The organism is Streptomyces scabichelini (genome assembly GCF_011045015.1).
In the GTDB taxonomy this organism is placed as follows: domain Bacteria; phylum Actinomycetota; class Actinomycetes; order Streptomycetales; family Streptomycetaceae; genus Streptomyces; species Streptomyces scabichelini.
Map to the genome: position 1 here is coordinate 1 of NZ_JAAKZY010000002.1, position 15,687 is coordinate 15,687.

Annotated in this window: 12 protein-coding genes and 1 pseudogene; 2 read left to right on the top strand and 11 right to left on the bottom strand. The window is 67.6% G+C overall.

Annotation, left to right across the window (positions count from 1 at the left end; translation table 11 throughout):
- The 4 genes and pseudogenes from G5C60_RS00770 to G5C60_RS00785 form a co-directional block, all read right to left on the bottom strand.
- Positions 1-200, bottom strand: a pseudogene (locus tag G5C60_RS00770) (DUF1963 domain-containing protein); the annotation flags it as partial.
- Between the two features lie 424 nt (positions 201-624).
- The gene (locus G5C60_RS00775) at positions 625-1,365 is read right to left on the bottom strand and encodes a glycosyltransferase (protein WP_165254177.1); all 741 of its coding nucleotides are present in this window, start codon (positions 1,363-1,365) and stop codon (positions 625-627) included.
- The gene (locus G5C60_RS00780) at positions 1,362-1,583 is read right to left on the bottom strand and encodes a glycosyltransferase family 4 protein (RefSeq protein WP_165254178.1); all 222 of its coding nucleotides are present in this window, start codon (positions 1,581-1,583) and stop codon (positions 1,362-1,364) included. Before G5C60_RS00780 ends, G5C60_RS00775 begins: the two co-directional genes overlap by 4 nt.
- A gap of 466 nt (positions 1,584-2,049) precedes the next feature.
- A complete protein-coding gene (locus tag G5C60_RS00785) occupies positions 2,050-2,301 on the bottom strand; it encodes a hypothetical protein (protein ID WP_165254179.1) in 252 nt (83 codons plus the stop codon).
- Positions 2,302-2,676: 375 nt separating this feature from the next.
- On the opposite strand from G5C60_RS00785, the gene G5C60_RS00790 reads away from it, so the two are divergent.
- Positions 2,677-3,090 carry a riboflavin kinase gene (locus G5C60_RS00790; RefSeq protein ID WP_206438951.1) on the top strand — a complete coding sequence of 138 codons (414 nt, stop codon included), beginning with the start codon at positions 2,677-2,679 and terminating at the stop codon, positions 3,088-3,090.
- Positions 3,091-3,267: 177 nt separating this feature from the next.
- Positions 3,268-4,041 carry a GntR family transcriptional regulator gene (locus G5C60_RS00795; protein ID WP_165254181.1) on the top strand — a complete coding sequence of 258 codons (774 nt, stop codon included), beginning with the start codon at positions 3,268-3,270 and terminating at the stop codon, positions 4,039-4,041.
- 153 nt (positions 4,042-4,194) lie between these two features.
- On the opposite strand, the gene G5C60_RS00800 is transcribed toward G5C60_RS00795, so the two are convergent.
- The 7 genes from G5C60_RS00800 to G5C60_RS00830 all read right to left on the bottom strand — a co-directional run bounded on the left by G5C60_RS00800 (position 4,195) and on the right by G5C60_RS00830 (position 15,480).
- Positions 4,195-8,004: an ABC transporter ATP-binding protein gene (locus tag G5C60_RS00800; RefSeq protein ID WP_165254182.1), complete on the bottom strand. Its 3,810-nt coding sequence runs from the start codon at positions 8,002-8,004 to the stop codon at positions 4,195-4,197.
- A gap of 188 nt (positions 8,005-8,192) precedes the next feature.
- Positions 8,193-9,188, bottom strand: coding sequence for an ABC transporter permease (locus G5C60_RS00805; RefSeq protein WP_165254183.1), 996 nt, complete (start codon positions 9,186-9,188; stop codon positions 8,193-8,195).
- A gap of 42 nt (positions 9,189-9,230) precedes the next feature.
- A complete protein-coding gene (locus tag G5C60_RS00810) occupies positions 9,231-10,109 on the bottom strand; it encodes an ABC transporter permease (RefSeq protein WP_165254184.1) in 879 nt (292 codons plus the stop codon).
- Between the two features lie 124 nt (positions 10,110-10,233).
- Positions 10,234-11,436, bottom strand: coding sequence for an MFS transporter (locus G5C60_RS00815; RefSeq protein ID WP_165254185.1), 1,203 nt, complete (start codon positions 11,434-11,436; stop codon positions 10,234-10,236).
- Positions 11,437-11,448: 12 nt separating this feature from the next.
- Positions 11,449-12,765: an NtaA/DmoA family FMN-dependent monooxygenase gene (locus G5C60_RS00820; RefSeq protein WP_165254186.1), complete on the bottom strand. Its 1,317-nt coding sequence runs from the start codon at positions 12,763-12,765 to the stop codon at positions 11,449-11,451.
- Positions 12,766-12,839: 74 nt separating this feature from the next.
- Complete coding sequence (locus G5C60_RS00825) at positions 12,840-14,156, bottom strand: NtaA/DmoA family FMN-dependent monooxygenase (RefSeq protein WP_165254187.1); 1,317 nt, start codon at positions 14,154-14,156, stop codon at positions 12,840-12,842.
- 13 nt (positions 14,157-14,169) lie between these two features.
- On the bottom strand, positions 14,170-15,480 hold the full coding sequence (locus G5C60_RS00830; RefSeq protein WP_165254188.1) for an NtaA/DmoA family FMN-dependent monooxygenase: 1,311 nt from the start codon (positions 15,478-15,480) through the stop codon (positions 14,170-14,172).
- Positions 15,481-15,687 lie beyond the last annotated feature (207 nt).

A 15,687-nucleotide genomic window follows, 5' to 3' on the forward strand; every position in this document is an offset into this window, starting at 1 on the left:
CACAGGGCGGGGTCCGGGGTGTCGGCCGGAAGCAGGAGCGGACCGCCGAACTGGCCAACGACCGGCCCGTCCCCGTCCCGCGTCAGCGTCGCGCAGGAGCGGGCGGTGGCCAGCCATCGCTCTATGTCGTCGGCTGGTATGCCCCGCGCGATCGCCTCGTCACGAAAGGGACTTAACCGGTCCCACATCTCAGGAGTCATGGGCAAACCGTAGAGGGAGGGACTGACACGGCGGCGTCGGAGCCGTGGCGGGCGGCCGAGGAGCCGCCTGAGTTCCTTGTTGCGGTGATTGCCATGGCCGCATCTCCGTAGCGCGCAGGCCCGGACCGCATGGTCCGGGCATGCGCAATGTCTTCGGCCTTCGCCTCGGTTCAAGGCGAAGGCCGGCCGGACCTCGGTCCGGCGTCGCGCCCGGGGCATGACCCATGGCGAGGCGGCGGCGGCCGCCCTCGGCCGCCATTGAGACGCTCCCGGACGAGATGCGGGGGTAAGGGCTCCTCAGCTTGCCTCTTGGCGCACATGCTGACTTTGAGCAGGCCCCAGTCCTCGTCCGTGGGCATGGACGAGGACATGTTGGGTGTTGCTGTGGCGCGCTGGGGTGCAAGGAGCATCGGTTGCCTCCCCCCTACATCGTGGGGCGGGCTGGGGTGAGTGAAAGCCGGTTGTCGGTGCCCGGCTTCTTCCAGCTGACGGCGTTGGCGTGGACGATGTACGCCTCGCTGGTGTCGTCCTGGCCCTCGACGCATATCAGGCGGCGGCTTCCCTTGACCGCACCGTGGTCGATCTGCGTGAAGTCGGGGAAGGAACGCAGAATGGGCGTGATGTAGCGGGTGCCGAAGATGTCGAAGATCTCGTACCTCTCCGTCGTGTTGCGCTTGAGGTAGGCCAGGCGGAGGTAGCGTGCCCCGGCGCCTTGGACGATCATGCGGTAGGCGGGGTGGTCCCGGACGGTGCCGAGGGTGGCGTTCTGGACGTTGCCCTTGTTGCCGGTCATGCCGAACAGCGTCAGGTCGTCGAGCAGAGGGGCGAGGGGCTTCGTGCACCAGGAGTCGGCGTCGGTGTAGATGCCGCCGTACTGCGCGAGGATTTCGAGGCGGAGAAGGTCGGCCCGTATGGCAAGCGGCAGGTCGGCGAGGGCGTCGTAGATCCACTGGTTGTGCAGCACGGGGAGGTTCTTGTCGGTCCAGAGCTGGACCTTGTAGTCGGGGTTGTGTTTCTGCCAGGTGCGGAAGTTGTCCTGGTAGGGGAAGGCCTTTTTGCCGATCCAGATGACGTGGATCAGTTTGGGGATACCTGCCTGCGTGGTGTCCGCCGATGCGGCGGCTGCGGCAGCAGCGGTGGACTTGCGGAATCTGTTGACGATCACGGTGTCTCCCAGCGGACCATGGTGTTCAGTAAGTCAGCCGCCTGCTGTGCGGCGGTGATCGACTCCTGGCGCTCGGCGGCCCTGGTCGGGCCGAAGCGTTCGGAGTCCTTGAGTGCTGTGTGCGCCATCTGGTGGCGCAGTGCGTGGTTGTTGATCAGTTCGAGCAGGGCCTCAGTGAGGGCCTTGGCGTTGTCGGCCTCGACGGCACGCCCATCCACGTCGTTGTCGATGGTGTCCCCCGGGCCGTGCCGGCAGTCGAAATCTGTATGCGTCCCCCTATCTCCGGCTGTTCCAATTACTGCGGGTTAGACCGTGAGTTGGTTGGATGGTTGCGCATACTTTCCATGTTGTTTCCAAACGGTTGTGCTTTTGGTAACCGCTTTCTGGAACCTACTGGCGCAGAGTCGCATCGGGGCGGGATGCGCGGGGCCGCCGCCCGGAAGGCTGCTCCCGAGAAGCCGAGTGATTGGCGCCGGGTGCCCATGGGTGTGTGAGCCGCGAGTACTGGTGCGGGAGTCGCGAGTACTGGGGCCGAGGCGGAAGGCCTCGGCGGCAGCGACGTTCCACGCGCTCGAGCCGGCTGAGGTCGCCGACGGGAGCGGCAAGGTCATGGCTGCGGTGGGCAGTCTGCTCTACGTGGCTGGAACGTTGTCGACATGCCGTGGCCCCGAACCGGGGCACGGCTCACGTGGACAGCGAACGGAGGGCGCGTAGGTCGGCGGTGGTTGGGTACCGCCAGACGAGGTAGCCGAGGGGGACGCCCGTTCGGTCGGCCAGCCACTCGTGGTTGAGCTCGGTGGGGCCGGCCTGCCGGGCGGCAGCGACGAGCAGCCGGGTGCGGCGAGTGGCCCGGTCCGATGCGATGACGCGATGGTCGTGCGGCGTCTTACGCCACACACCGTACCGGCGCCCATCCCTAGTGCCTCGGTACTTCATGCCGGGGAGTCAAGCGCGCCGCTGTTGCTCGAGGGTCACTCGCTGGTTGCGGGCCCTTTGCGCTGGCCTTGGCACTTCGGCGGGGAGCAGGAGGGCACGTCGTGGCTCCTTGGCGATGTCCGGAGATGCGCCGGCAGGCACCGGCAGGCGCTGGCAGGGATGCGTATCGCGGCACCGCAGACGGCGTAATCCAGACGTCACCGCCGACTCGTTCGCCCGCAATGGGGGTCCGTCGCACTGGTCCTTGACTCACCCGTTCCCCGTGCCGAAGGAGCAGACAAGATGGACTGGACCCTGGCCAGCGTCGCCCTCCGCGTGCCGTTTGGTGCGCGACCGAGGCTTCGTCGATCCTCGGACCGATCAACGCCCAAGCAGGTGGCACTCATCGAGGGACGGGTCGAGCACGGCGACCGGCGCGGACGCGAACTCGGCTTTCCCACCGCCAACCTCGTGCTGGGCGACGAGAGTGTGAGCGACGGTGTGTGGGCCGGGCTGGTGCAACTGCCCGACGGCGCCACGTACGGCGCAGCCGTGTCGGTCGGCAGGCGGGCCACCTTCTACGGTCGTGACGGGATCCGCCTCCTCGAAGCACACCTGTTGGACTTCTCCGGTGACCTCTACGGTCAGTGGCTGCGGGTCGGGCTCGATCACAGGATTCGGCCGCAGCGCCGCTTCTCCGAAGTCGAGGCACTGGTACAGCAGATGCATCAGGACATCGCCGACGCCCGGCTCTGGCTGCACTCGAACGCGCGCCTGCGAGTCTCCGACGGCATCGCCGACCAGCCCTGAGGGGTGACCCGCCGTCCCGCGTGCCACCAGGGCGCAATGCGTACGTCGCACTTCATGACGATTCAGGCAACACTCCGCTGCTTCCCTGATCAGGCTGGATGAACGCCTCTTCGAAAGGGGTTTTTCGTGGCAGATGACTTGTTGCCTCGTCCCGCTGCTGAACCGTGGCAGTCGGCGGTGACGACCCACCCTGTCGGTCCGGTGCGCCCGGAGACGCTGTACCAACGGCACCGACAGACGCCGGACCGGCTGAACAACTCGATGCGCAGGACGTACGATCTCCTGCGTTCCGCCCTCCAGAGCAGTTGCGAGAGCCAGTACCTGGTCGAGGGTGAGCTGACCCAGGCCCTGTCGGCGAGCCGCAACACGGTGCGTGCGGTCCTGCAGCTCCTGGCCAAAGACGGTCTGGTGACGCGCAGCCCGAAACGGGGCACGCGCTCTGCCCGTGTGACGACCTTGCGGATCAACGACATCGCACCTGTCGAGGCGTTCGGCGGTGAGAGGGCCATCCACACCGAGCTCCGTGCCATGGATCACCAGATCCTGGGTTGCCCGGGCCTGGTGCGTGAGCGACTGCAGCTCGTGGGGGACTGGACCGTGCTCATGATGGAGTCCCTCCTGCTCCAGCATGAGCTGGTGCTGGGCATCTCGGTGAGCTACGTCGCGCTGAGCCCCGAGGAGTCCCGAGACGTCGTTGTCGACGAACCGGACGCGATCCTGTTCCTGGAGAAGCACTTCGACGTCAGGATCCGGGGAAGCAAGTCGACGACGATCGGTGCGACGGCAGCCGACGAGCAGTCCGCACGGTTGGTGGGTGTGGAGGTCGGAGCGCCCATGCTCTTCTTGGAAGACGTCCTGGAGGATGAGCAGGGCCAGCCCAGGGCGCTGTCGCAGTTCCGGCTGCGGAGCGACCTGATCGCCTTTCAGACCCACGCCGTCCGATCGGCCTGATCGCCTTCCAGACCTACGCCGTCCGATCGGCCTGACCGGGGCCGAGCAGTCGCCGAAGGACCCAGCCAACGTCCTCATCCCGCGTCCCCAGCCCACGACCCCACCCGCCAGGCGCCGACCGTAGCGCCTGGCGGGTGGGGTCGTGGGCTGTGCTCACTCGTGGCTGTGGGCGGTACTCGTCATCATGGCCGCCCACAGCGCCGCGTAGTGGCCGCCGAGCTTGAGGAGCTCGTCGTGGGAACCGTCTTCGACGATCAGCCCGTTGTCCACGACCAGGATGCGCTGGGAGGCTCGGGCCGTCTGGAGCCGATGCGCGATCAGCAGCGTCGTACGCCCCCTCGCGACCAGCCCCATCGCTCGCTGGACGCGTGCCTCGGTGGCGAGGTCCAGGTTGGCCGTCGCCTCGTCGAGCAGCAGGATCGCGGGGTCGACGAGGAGCGCCCGTGCCAGGCTCAGCAGTTGGCGCTGGCCGGCCGACAGTGACCGGCCCTGCTCGCTCACCGGGGTGTGGTAGCCGAGGGGCAGCGCGGCGATGAAGGCGTGTGCCCCCACCGCGCGGGCGGCCCGCTCCACGAGGAGGTCGGGCGCCTCGGGGGTCCCGTAGGCGATATTGGAACGGATCGTGCCCGAGAAGAGGAAGGGTTCCTGGGGGACGAACCCGAGCTGGTGGCGGTAGGCCGCCAGGTCGAGCTGCTTGATCGGGATGCCGTCGAGGCTCACCGTGCCCGCTGAAGTGTCGTAGAACCGGGCCACCAGCTTGACCAGGGTCGACTTGCCCGCACCGGTCGTGCCGACCAGGGCGACGACCTGCCCGGGTGGGATCTCGAGGCTCACATGGTCCATCGCGACCAGGCCCGTGCTCTCGTAGGCGAACGTCACGCGGTCCAGGGAGATCCTGCCGGACAGGCGCTTCGGGGCGACGGGGTCCTCGGCGAGCGGGGTGCCCGTCGGCGTCTGCAGGAGCTCTCGCAGCTGGACGACCGCGACCTTCGCCTGCAGCCACTGGTCGAAGACGAAGGACAGCTGCTGGATCGGCGTGAAGAACTGGTCGAGGTAGAGCAGAAACGCGATCAGCAGCCCGTACGACAGGTCACCCTCGATGACACGCGGAGCGGCGACCGCCAGCGCGATGGCTTTGGCGACGGTGCTCAGCAGCTGGAGTACCGGGAAGAAGCGGGCGATCAGCTCGGCCGAGCGAATCCGGGCCTCGCAGTAGGAGTCGGCCAGCGTCGTGAACCGCTGTTCGTTCGCCTGCTGTTGGCTGTAGGCCTGGCTGACCGCGACGCCGGCGAGGCTCTCCTGCATGTCGGCGTAGAGCACCGACACCCGGTGGCGTGCGATCAGGTATGTCTTGCCCGAAGCGGAGCGGAACCACAGCGTCGAGACCAGGAGGACCGGCAGTACCGCCGATACCGCGAGGGCGAGCCGGGGGTCGAAGACGACGAGGCCGACGGCGATGCCGGCACACGCCAGCAGGCTCACCATCGCGGTCAGCAGTCCCTGCTGCAACAGCTGGGCGAAGGCCTCGACGTCGGAGGTCATCCGGGTCATGATCTTGCCGGCCATGTGCTGCTCGTAGTAGTTGAGCGAGAGTCGTTGCAGATGCGCGAACGTACGCACGCGCAGCCCGAACAGCATGCGCTCGGCGATGAGCTGGGCGAAGTAGATCATCACCCTGCTGTTGATCCAGATGACGCCCTGGATGGCCAGGAGGGCCACACAGATCCAGGCCAGCGTCCGGTGGGAGGACTGGAGGACGCCGTGGTCGATGCCGAGCCTGATCAGCACCGGCGTCGCGATCCACGACACGGCGTCGACGACCACCATGGCCGAGGCCAGCAGCAGTGGCTTGGTGAAGGACCGGAAGACGCTCCCCATGGTGAACTGGTCGTGCGGCGCCACTGCTTCCGCGAGGTCGATGTCGGGCTCGCCGCGCAGCTCGGGAAGGCGCTCCACGGCCTGGAGCAGTGTGGGCGACACGGTGGCCAGGCCTGCGAGGGTCGAGGTGTCGCCACTCATACCGGGGCCGTGCGAGCCGGACGCCGCCCGCGTGGCGGCCTCGCTGGTGTGGCTGCTGATCTTGGGTGCGCCAAGGCGTGACACGCCCCCCGGCCAGGCGGCGGGGTCCAGCTCGGTGACCGGCTCCTCGGGTTCTGCCACGAAGTCCGCGTCGGGTCCGGTCAGGAGCTCCCGGAAGAGCTGGGAGCTTTCGAGCAGCTCTTCCGTGGTCCCGACGTCGACGATCCGGCCGTGGTCGAGCACGATGACCCGGTCCGCCAGAAGCAGGGTCGAGTGCCGGTGGGCGATCAGCACGGTCGTCCGCTCGGCGAGGACCTCCCCGAGCGAGCGGTGGATCGCGTGCTCCGTCCGTGCGTCGATGGCCGACGTGGCATCGTCGAGGATCAGGACCTGAGGGCTGGTCAGTGCCGCTCGGGCGAGTGCGAGTCGTTGCCGCTGCCCGCCGGACAGGGTGAAGCCGCGTTCGCCCACGACGGTGTCGTAGCCCTCGGGGAGTCCGGCGATGAAGCCGTGCGCATGGGCCGCGACCGCCGCGTGCTCCACCTCGTCGGTGGTGGCCGTCGGCCTGCCGAACGCGATGTTGTCGCGGATCGTCGTCCCGAAGAGGAAGCCTTCCTCGAACACGATCCCGACCGCGGCACGCAGCGAGGTCAGGGTGTACTCGCGGATGTCGCGGCCGTCGATGCGTACCGCTCCCGACGTGGGGTCGTGGAACCGGGCGATGAGGTGGGCCAGGGTGGACTTCCCCGAACCGGAGGCCCCCACGATGGCGATCCGCTCTCCAGGGTTCACCCGCAGCGAGATGTCGTGCAACACGACGTCGCCACCCGGGTAACGGAAGTCGACGTGGTCGAGCTCGACCAGGCCTTCGGGGTTCTCCAGCCGGACGGCGTGCGGACGCTCCTGCACGCGGGCCTGCGTCGACAGCAGCTCCACGACCCGCTGGGCGCCTGCTCGCGCCTGCTGGCTGGTGGCCATCAGGCCGGACAGGAAGCGCACCGGGGCGACCAGTTGCAGGACGTAGCTGGAGAAGGCGAGGAACACGCCGAGTGAGACCTGGTCCTCCATGACGAGCCAGCCCCCGAAACCGAGGATGGCCAGCTGGGTGAGACCGGGGATGGCGTCCAGTCCGGCGCCGAACACCGCGGTGATCCTCGCGGTGCGGAGCCGGGACTGGAACAGCTTGCGCGCCTCGTCGTTGAGCGATGCCTGCTCCTGCTCCTCCTGCCCGAAGGCCTTGACGACCCGGACTCCGGTGACCGCCTCCTCCACGACCCCGGCCACGCTGCCCTGGAACCGCTGGTCCATCCAGCTCGCGGGGAACGACCGGCTGCGGAACCTCATGGCCACGGCGAGGAACACGGGTACGGCCACCAGCATCACCGCTGCCAGGAGGGGCGAGAGGGCGACCATCACGGCCAGCGACACGATGAGCAGGGTGACGTTGCCGTAGGCCAGGCCCAGCTGCTGGAGGAACATCTGGATCAGGGTGAGATCCGATGTCGCCTGCGACATCACGTCGCCGGCACGCAGCTCGTCGCGCCGCGAGGCGTCCAGGTACTGCATGTGCCGGTGCAGCTTGATCTGGAGGTCCCGCTGGACGCGTACGGCGGCTCTCCCGCCGATCGTGCGGCGCAGGTAGTTCGCCACGAAGCTGACGAGTCCGGTGACGAGCAGGAGCACGATCCAGACGCCTCGGGACCGCTTCTCGGAGAGGATCGTGTCATCGAGAATGACCTGCTGGACGAGCGGGATGAGGCCCATCAGGCCCATCGCGGCGACGGCGAACCCGACGCCGAGCCAGATGCGCAGGCGCTCCCGCCGGTCGAGCACCGGTGCCAGCAGTTGGAGCGTCCCACGCGCGTACACCGGACGGTACTGGCTGTCCACCTCCACGTCGGGCTCGAGGGAGTCTGCTTCGCGCATGTCGAGTGGAGTGGTCATGGGCACAGGAGAAGGGGCGCGGATTTCCGCGCCCCTTCTCGTGCGTTGCCGGTCGATTGCGCCCCTGGACGCCGAGCGCTCCGCGGGGAGTGCGGTGCGAAAAGAGGGTGCGGGCCATCCGTGGCTGGTCGCGCAGTTCCCCGCGCCCCTTACGGGCGCGGTACTGCACCGGACTTCACCAGGGTTGCTCAGACGGCGATCCGCGGATCGGCCGCCGCCTGGAGGACGTCGACGACGATGTTGGCCATTACGTAGAGGAGGCCGACGACCAGCGTGATTCCGGCGATGGTGTTGAAGTCCCCCTTGCCGATCGACTGCGAGATGTACAGGCCGATCCCGGGTCTGGCGAAGATCGCCTCGACCAGGATGCTGTTCCCGATCATCCCGGCGAGCTGAAGTCCGATCAGCGCGAGCACCGGGCCGAGGGCGTTGCGGAGCGCGTGCTTGATGAGGACCTGCGTCCCGCTCAGGCCCTTGGCCCTGGCCGTACGGGCGTACTCCGCCCGGAGGGTGCCCTCCAGGCTGCTTCTCAGGACGCGACCGACGGCCACAGCAGGCCCGATCGCGATGCACAACGCGGGGAGGATGAGATGTTTCAGGTCGTCGAGGAACAGGCCCGGCCGACCCGCCACCAGGCTGTCCACCAGGAGGAAGCCGGTCGGGCCCGACGGTGCGTCGTACGCCGATGTCTGGCCGGTGACCGGCAGGACGTCGAGCCAGCGGTAGAAGACCAGCATCGCGATCAGGCAGGCCAGGAACACGGGCACCGACGCGCCGGAGATCATCACCACTCGCAGCACCCCCGATCCGCGCCACCGCTGCGCCGTGGCGAGCCCCAGGAAGAACCCGATCACAGCGATCAGTACGAGTGCCATGAACACGAGCTCCAGCGTGACCGGCAGGAACTTCACGATGTCCGACGCGACCAGTGTGCGCGTCACCGAGGAGGTCCCGAGGTCACCCTGCACCGCGCTCCCCAGGTAGTTGAAGAACTGCACCGGCACCGGCTTGTCGAGTCCCAGTTGCCGGCGGGCGGCTTCGTACACCTCTGGTGGTGCCTTCTCCCCGACCAGGGCCACGACAGGGTCGACGGGCGCCACCTGCTGCAGGACGAAGACCACCAGGACGAGTGCGATCAGGACGGGTAGCGCTCCCAGGAGCCGACGACCCAAGATCAGCAGCATGATGTCACCTCTACGTTGGTCCGTACCGGTCAGCGGTCAGTGTCAGCGGTCACGGATGCGGTCCCTGAGGGCGTCGCCGGCGAAGTTGCTGACGATGGCGATCAGGGCGACGGCTGCGGCAGGGAACACGGGGATCCACCACGCACTGAAGATGTTGGTCATGCCCTGGGCGCTCATCGCCCCGAGCTCCGGCGCGGGTTGCGGGGCGCCAAGACCGAGGAACGAGAGGCTCGAGAGCATCAGCACCAGGGCCGACACGTCCAGGCTCGCGGTGATGATGGTGACCGGGACGGCTCCGGGCAGCAGGTGTCTGGTGAGCCGGCGCACCGGTCCGGCACCCGAGATCTTGGCCGCCTCCATGTGGGGAGAGGCCCGTAGCTTGCGTACCTCGGCGCGGATGATGCGCGTGTACAACGGCCACCACACGATCGAGACGCCGACGAGGGTGTGGAAGTAGGACGGGCCGAGGGCCGCGACCACCGCGACCGCCAGGATCGGCCCCGGGAGCGCCAGGAACACGTCGGTGATGCGCATCAGGATGCTGTCGACGATGCCGCCGACAGCCCCGGCGACGAGACCGACAAGACCACCGAAGACGACACCGGACGCGACGACCGCCAGGGCGCCCCACCAACTGGTGGACATGCCGACGAGAACGCGACTGAGCACGTCACGTCCCACCGTGTCGGTCCCGAGGAGAAAGCCGGATCCCGGCGCGGACATCGGTGTCCCGGCCGGCACCAGGGGGTCATAGGGGGCGAGGGCCTCGGCGAAGACCGCGATGAGGAACATCGCTGCCAGCGCGGTGAAGGCGACCCAGGCGGCCACCGGCGTGCCCTGGAAATACTGTCTGAGGCCTTGACCGAACCTGGCCCCGACCGGGACCAGACCTTTGGCGACGTAGGGCTCAGCAACTGCCATAGCTCCTCCGAAATTCGACGGCCCGCTCGTCCTCGACCGTGCGGTCACGGGCTCCTGATGCGCTCCATCGGGGAACAAGTGCACCGCTCGCGGTGTCATTGAAGGGTCAATTCACGTTGCTGGTTCATTGCGCGCGGGTCGCGCGCGTTTCCCGCAGGGGTCTCGACCCGGCCAGCACCGCCGCGCACAGCAGGACGAGCCCTCCGCCGACCACGCACCCCGCCGTCCCCAGCGCGCCGAAGAGCAGGTTGACGCTGCCCGAGCCACTGAACGAGCCGACCCCGCAGGCGATCCGGTAGTTGGCCACGGCGATCGACGGGTCCGGGCTGGTGACGACGACCAGTACCGGTGGTGCTGCCAGAGCGACTCCGTCGACGAGCCCGAACAGCACGGCCGCGACGAGGAAGCCACTGAGTGAATGTGCGGCCAGAAGCGCTCCCAAGGCGATCACACCCAGCGTGAGCGCCCACACGAGCGCTCGAGCAGGCGGGACTTTCTCGAACAGCGTGCCCGAGGTGCCGAGGACCACGATCTCCACCATGGAGAGCACGCCCAGGGAGATACCGATGCCTGCGGGGGTGAGACCCGCCGCGTCCCCGATCAGCGGGAAGGCGGTGTTCTCGATCCCGCTGCGCAAGTAGTTGCCGATGAGCCCCAGCGCGAGCGCGACGCGGACCGCGCGGCCGACCGCGAGCCGGGGCAGACCGACACGGGGTCTGCCGAGCTTGTCCGAGGCGGGAAGGCGCGGCAGCAGCAGGACCACCAGCGTGCCCGCCGCCAGGCCGGCTCCGCAGCAGACCGCGAAGGCGAGCCGGTAGCCGTCGACCCCCGCGTGCTGTGTGGCCAGGATGCCGCCGACCGGGGCGCCGATGGCGCCGCCGAGCATCTGCAGGCTCGCGTTCGAGCCGAGAGCGCGGTGCGGGCGAGTGTGCATCCGCACCGTCACCTGAAGTGCCGCGCCGGCGACCACCGCGCTGGCCAGGCCCTGGAGGACCCGGGCGGCGATCAGTTCCGGCGCGCGGTCAGCCAGCCCGTAACAGGCTTCGCTGACCGCGAAGAGCACCATCCCGACGACGGCCGTCGATCGAGCGTCGATCCGGGTGACGACCCGCGTTCCCAGGACGTCGACCAGCATGAGCCCGGCCGCGGAGCTCACGATGAAGACGGTGACGAGGACCGGGCTGAGCCCCAGCTTGATCGCGTAGAGCAGCTCGATCGGCGCGGTCATGGCCATCACGAAACCGACCAGGACCATCGTCAGCGGATGACCGGCCGACTCCCGGAACCGGGCGAGCGCGCTGCCGTGGGACGTGTACGACGCGGTCACGCCCGCACACGATCAGAACTCACGAAGGGTCTCGCGCAGGGTGGACTTGGTGTACTCGGTGCGGGCGAGGCCTTGGCGCTGCAGCGCGGGCATCAGGCCGTCACAGATGGCGTTGATGTACGTGCGGGACAGGTCCCAGCCGGGCTTGCTGATCAGGAAGCCGTCACCGCCGACCTCCTCCATCGCCTCGCCCATCTTCTTGGCGACCTGCTCCGGGGTGCCCACCAGCTCCAGCCCCCGCTTGGCGCGGTGCAGCACCAGCTCGCGCAGGGTTTTGGGGCCGGGGCTCCCGTCGCCGCGCATGAAGTACTCGAGGGATCCGCGTTCGCCGTTGGTGGTGAGGCCTTCGGGGAGGGGCTCGTCGAGGTCGAACTGCTTGAAGTCGATCTCGGTGTTGGACGAGATGTTCACCAACGACTTCTCGATGTACGACGGGTGGTTGTGGATCCGCTCGACCTCGGCGCGGGCTTCCGCTTCGGTGGCGGCGATGGTGGGGGAGACGACGAAGAGGAGTTTGATGTCGTCGGGGTCGCGGCCGGCTGCTTCGGCGCGGGTACGGATGTCGTCGCGGTACTCCTTCATCCCTTCGATACCGGTGCCGACCGCGATGATCGCGTCGGCGGCGCCGGCGGCGAACGCACGGCCGCGAGGGGAGGCTCCCGCCTGGAGAAAGGCGGGCCGGTGCTGGGGTGAGGGCACCGTGTTCAGCGGTCCGCGGGACTTGAAGTACTTGCCGTCGAAGTCGATGGTGCGGACTTTGTTGTAGTCGGCGTAGGTGTTGGTCTCGCGGTCCATGACGACCGCGTCCGGCTCCCAGGAGTCCCAGAGTTGGTTGACGACGTCGAAGTACTCCTCCGCCACGTTGTAACGCTCGTCATGCTCGGGCAGACCGGTGAGGCCGAAGTTCTGGGCGGCGCGGTCCTCGGCGGAGGAGACGATGTTCCAGCCGAACCGGCCCTCGGCGATCGAGTCGACGGTGGAGCAGGCGCGAGCGAGGAGGTAGGGCGGATAGAACGACGTCGACATCGTCGCCACCACGCCCATCCTGGACGTACTGCCGGCGATCAGAACGGCCAGCGGGATGGGGTCATGCTTCGGCGCGAACGCCGAGTGCTTCAACGCGCCTTCCATGGTGCCGCCGTAGGCGTCGGCCACCATGACGGTGTCCTCGATCATGATCAGGTCGAAGCAGGCCCGCTCCATCGACTGGGCCATGTCGACGTAGAACTTGCCGTTGGCCCAGTTCTTCACGTCCGGGGAAGCCCACTCGGTGTCCCACTCCGGCGGGATGAAGTTCATGAACCAACCCATGTGGAACTTCTTCGGCATGATGTCTCCTGCTCGATCGTGACGCGGTGCTCTGGAAAGGCCGGGGATGCGGGGATGGGATGTCTGCGGTGGGCTCAGAACTCGCGGAGCGTCTCGCGCAGGGTGGACTTGGTGTACTCGGTACGGGTGAGGCCCTGGCGTTGGAGCTCGGGGACCAGGCCGTCGCAGATGTCGGTGATGTACTGCCGGGAGAGGTCGCGACCGCCCTTGTTGATCAGGAAGCCGTCGCCGCCGATCTCCTCCATCGCCTCGCCCATCTTCTTGGCGACCTGCTCCGGGGTGCCCACCAGCTCCAGCCCTCGCTTGTTGCGGGCCATGACCAGCTCGCGCAGGGTTTTGGGGCCGGGGCTCCCGTCGCCGCGCATGAAGTGTTCGAGGGATCCGCGTTCGCCGTTGGTGGTGAGGCCCTCGGGGAGGGGCTCGTCGAGGTCGAACTGCTTGAAGTCGATCTCGGTGTTGGACGAGATGCCCACCAGCGCTTTGTCGATGTACGACGGATCATTGAGAGTCCGCTGGGCCTCGGCACGGGCTTCGGCTTCGGTGGCGGCGATGGTGGGGGAGACGACGAAGAGGAGTTTGATGTCGTCGGGGTTGCGGCCGGCTGCTTCGGCGCGGGCGCGGATGTCGTCGCGGTATTCCTTCATGCCTGCGGTGCCGGTGCCGACCGCGATGATCGCGTCGGCGGCACCGGCGGCGAATGCACGGCCCCGGGGAGAGGCTCCCGCCTGGAAGAACGCGGGGCGGTGCTGGGGTGAGGGGACGGTGTTCAGTGGTCCACGGGACTTGAAGTATTTGCCGTCGAAGTCGATGGTGCGGACTTTGTTGTAGTCGGCGTAGGTGTTGGTCTCGCGGTCCATGACGACCGCGTCCGGCTCCCAGGAGTCCCAGAGTTGGTTGACGACGTCGAAGTACTCCTCGGCGACGTTGTAACGCTCGTCATGTTCGGGCAGGCCGGTGAGGCCGAAGTTCTGGGCGGCGCGGTCCTCGGCGGAGGAGACGATGTTCCAGCCGAAGCGGCCCCCGGCAATCGAGTCCACGGTGGAACAGGCACGGGCCAGCAGATACGGCGGGTAGAACGACGTGGACATCGTCGCCACCACGCCCATCTTGGAGGTGTTGGCGGCGACCATGACGGCCAGTGGGACCGGGTCCTGCTTGGGTGCGAAGACGGCGTTCTTGAGTGAGCCTTCCATGGTGCCGCCGTAGGCGTCGGCGACCATGACGGTGTCCTCGATCATCATGAAGTCGAAGCAGGCCCGTTCCATCGACTGGGCCATGTCGACGTGGAACTTGCCGTTGGCCCAGTTCTTCACGTCCGGGGAGGCCCACTCCGACTGCCAGTCCGGCGGCGTGAAGTTCATGAACCAACCCAGGTGGAACATCTGCGTCATGTGCCTCTGCCTTTCAGAACTCGCCGAGGGTCTCGCGCAAGGTGGACCCGGTGTATTCGGTGCGGGTAAGACCACGTCGTTGGAGCTCGGGGACGAGGCCGTCGCAGATGTCGGTGATGTACTTACGAGTCAGGCCCCTGCGGTGGATGAGGAAGCCGTCGCCGCCGACCTGCTCCATCACGGCTTCCATCTGGTCGGCGACCTGTCCGGGAGTGCCGATGAACTCCAGGCCGAACGAGCTTGCAGCGATCGCGAGTTGACGCAGGGTCTTGGGGCCTGGAGTGCCGTCGCCCCGCTTGAAGTGTTCGAGGGATCCGCGTTCGCCGTTGGTGGTGAGGCCCTCGGGGAGCGGCTCGTCGAGGTCGAACTGCTTGAAGTCGATCTCGGTGTTGGACGAGATGCCCACCAGTGCCTTCTCCACGAACAGGTCCGACTGGCCGAAGCGTTGGTGAGCGGCGATCGCTTCGGCTTCGGTGGCGGCGATGGTGGGGGAGACGACGAAGAGGAGTTTGATGTCGTCGGGGTTGCGGCCGGCTGCTTCGGCGCGGGCGCGGATGTCGTCGCGGTATTCCTTCATGCCTGCGGTGCCGGTGCCGACCGCGATGATCGCGTCGGCGGCGCCGGCGGCGAACGCACGACCCCGGGGTGAGGCTCCCGCCTGGAAGAACGCGGGGCGGTGCTGGGGTGAGGGGACGGTGTTGAGGGGTCCGCGGGACTTGAAGTATTTGCCGTCGAAGTCGATGGTGCGGACTTTGTTGTAGTCGGCGTAGGTGTTGGTCTCGCGGTCCATGACGACCGCGTCCGGCTCCCAGGAGTCCCACAACTGGTTGACGACGTCGAAGTACTCCTCGGCGACGTTGTAGCGCTCGTCATGTTCGGGCAGGCCGGTGAGGCCGAAGTTCTGGGCGGCGCGGTCCTCGGCGGAGGAGACGATGTTCCAGCCGAAGCGGCCTTCGGCGATGGAGTCGACGGTGGAGCAGGCGCGAGCGAGGAGGTAGGGCGGGTAGAACGACGTGGACATCGTCGCCACCACGCCCATCTTGGAGGTGTTGGCGGCGACCATGACGGCCAGTGGGACCGGGTCCTGCTTGGGTGCGAAGACGGCGTTCTTGAGTGAGCCTTCCATGGTGCCGCCGTAGGCGTCGGCGACCATGACGGTGTCCTCGATCATCATGAAGTCGAAGCAGGCCCGTTCCATCGACTGGGCCATGTCGACGTGGAACTTGCCGTTGGCCCAGTTCTTCACGTCCGGGGAGGCCCACTCCGACTGCCAGTCCGGCGGCGTGAAGTTCATGAACCAACCCAGGTGGAACATCTGCGTCATGTGCGTCTGCCTGCCTCTCTTGCTGTCTCCGCTGCCGTGAACCAGTGGACGGTGTATGACTGATCGCCGGGCTGTTCGGCACCGCGCCATTGCGTGCCTCGGTCCGCGGTGACCTCATGACATCCGGTGTCGATGTCACGTCGAATGCGCCGTCATGGCACTCGCATTGCGCCGCTGTGACCGTGGTTCGACTCCCGAGGTGATGGG

Coding starts and splice junctions, on each gene's coding strand:
- G5C60_RS00810 (WP_165254184.1), bottom strand. CDS start 10,109: ATGGCAGTTGCTGAGCCCTACGTCGCCAAAGGTCTGGTCCCGGTCGGG.
- G5C60_RS00800 (WP_165254182.1), bottom strand. CDS start 8,004: ATGACCACTCCACTCGACATGCGCGAAGCAGACTCCCTCGAGCCCGAC.
- G5C60_RS00805 (WP_165254183.1), bottom strand. CDS start 9,188: ATGCTGCTGATCTTGGGTCGTCGGCTCCTGGGAGCGCTACCCGTCCTG.
- G5C60_RS00825 (WP_165254187.1), bottom strand. CDS start 14,156: ATGACGCAGATGTTCCACCTGGGTTGGTTCATGAACTTCACGCCGCCG.
- G5C60_RS00820 (WP_165254186.1), bottom strand. CDS start 12,765: ATGCCGAAGAAGTTCCACATGGGTTGGTTCATGAACTTCATCCCGCCG.
- G5C60_RS00830 (WP_165254188.1), bottom strand. CDS start 15,480: ATGACGCAGATGTTCCACCTGGGTTGGTTCATGAACTTCACGCCGCCG.
- G5C60_RS00785 (WP_165254179.1), bottom strand. CDS start 2,301: ATGAAGTACCGAGGCACTAGGGATGGGCGCCGGTACGGTGTGTGGCGT.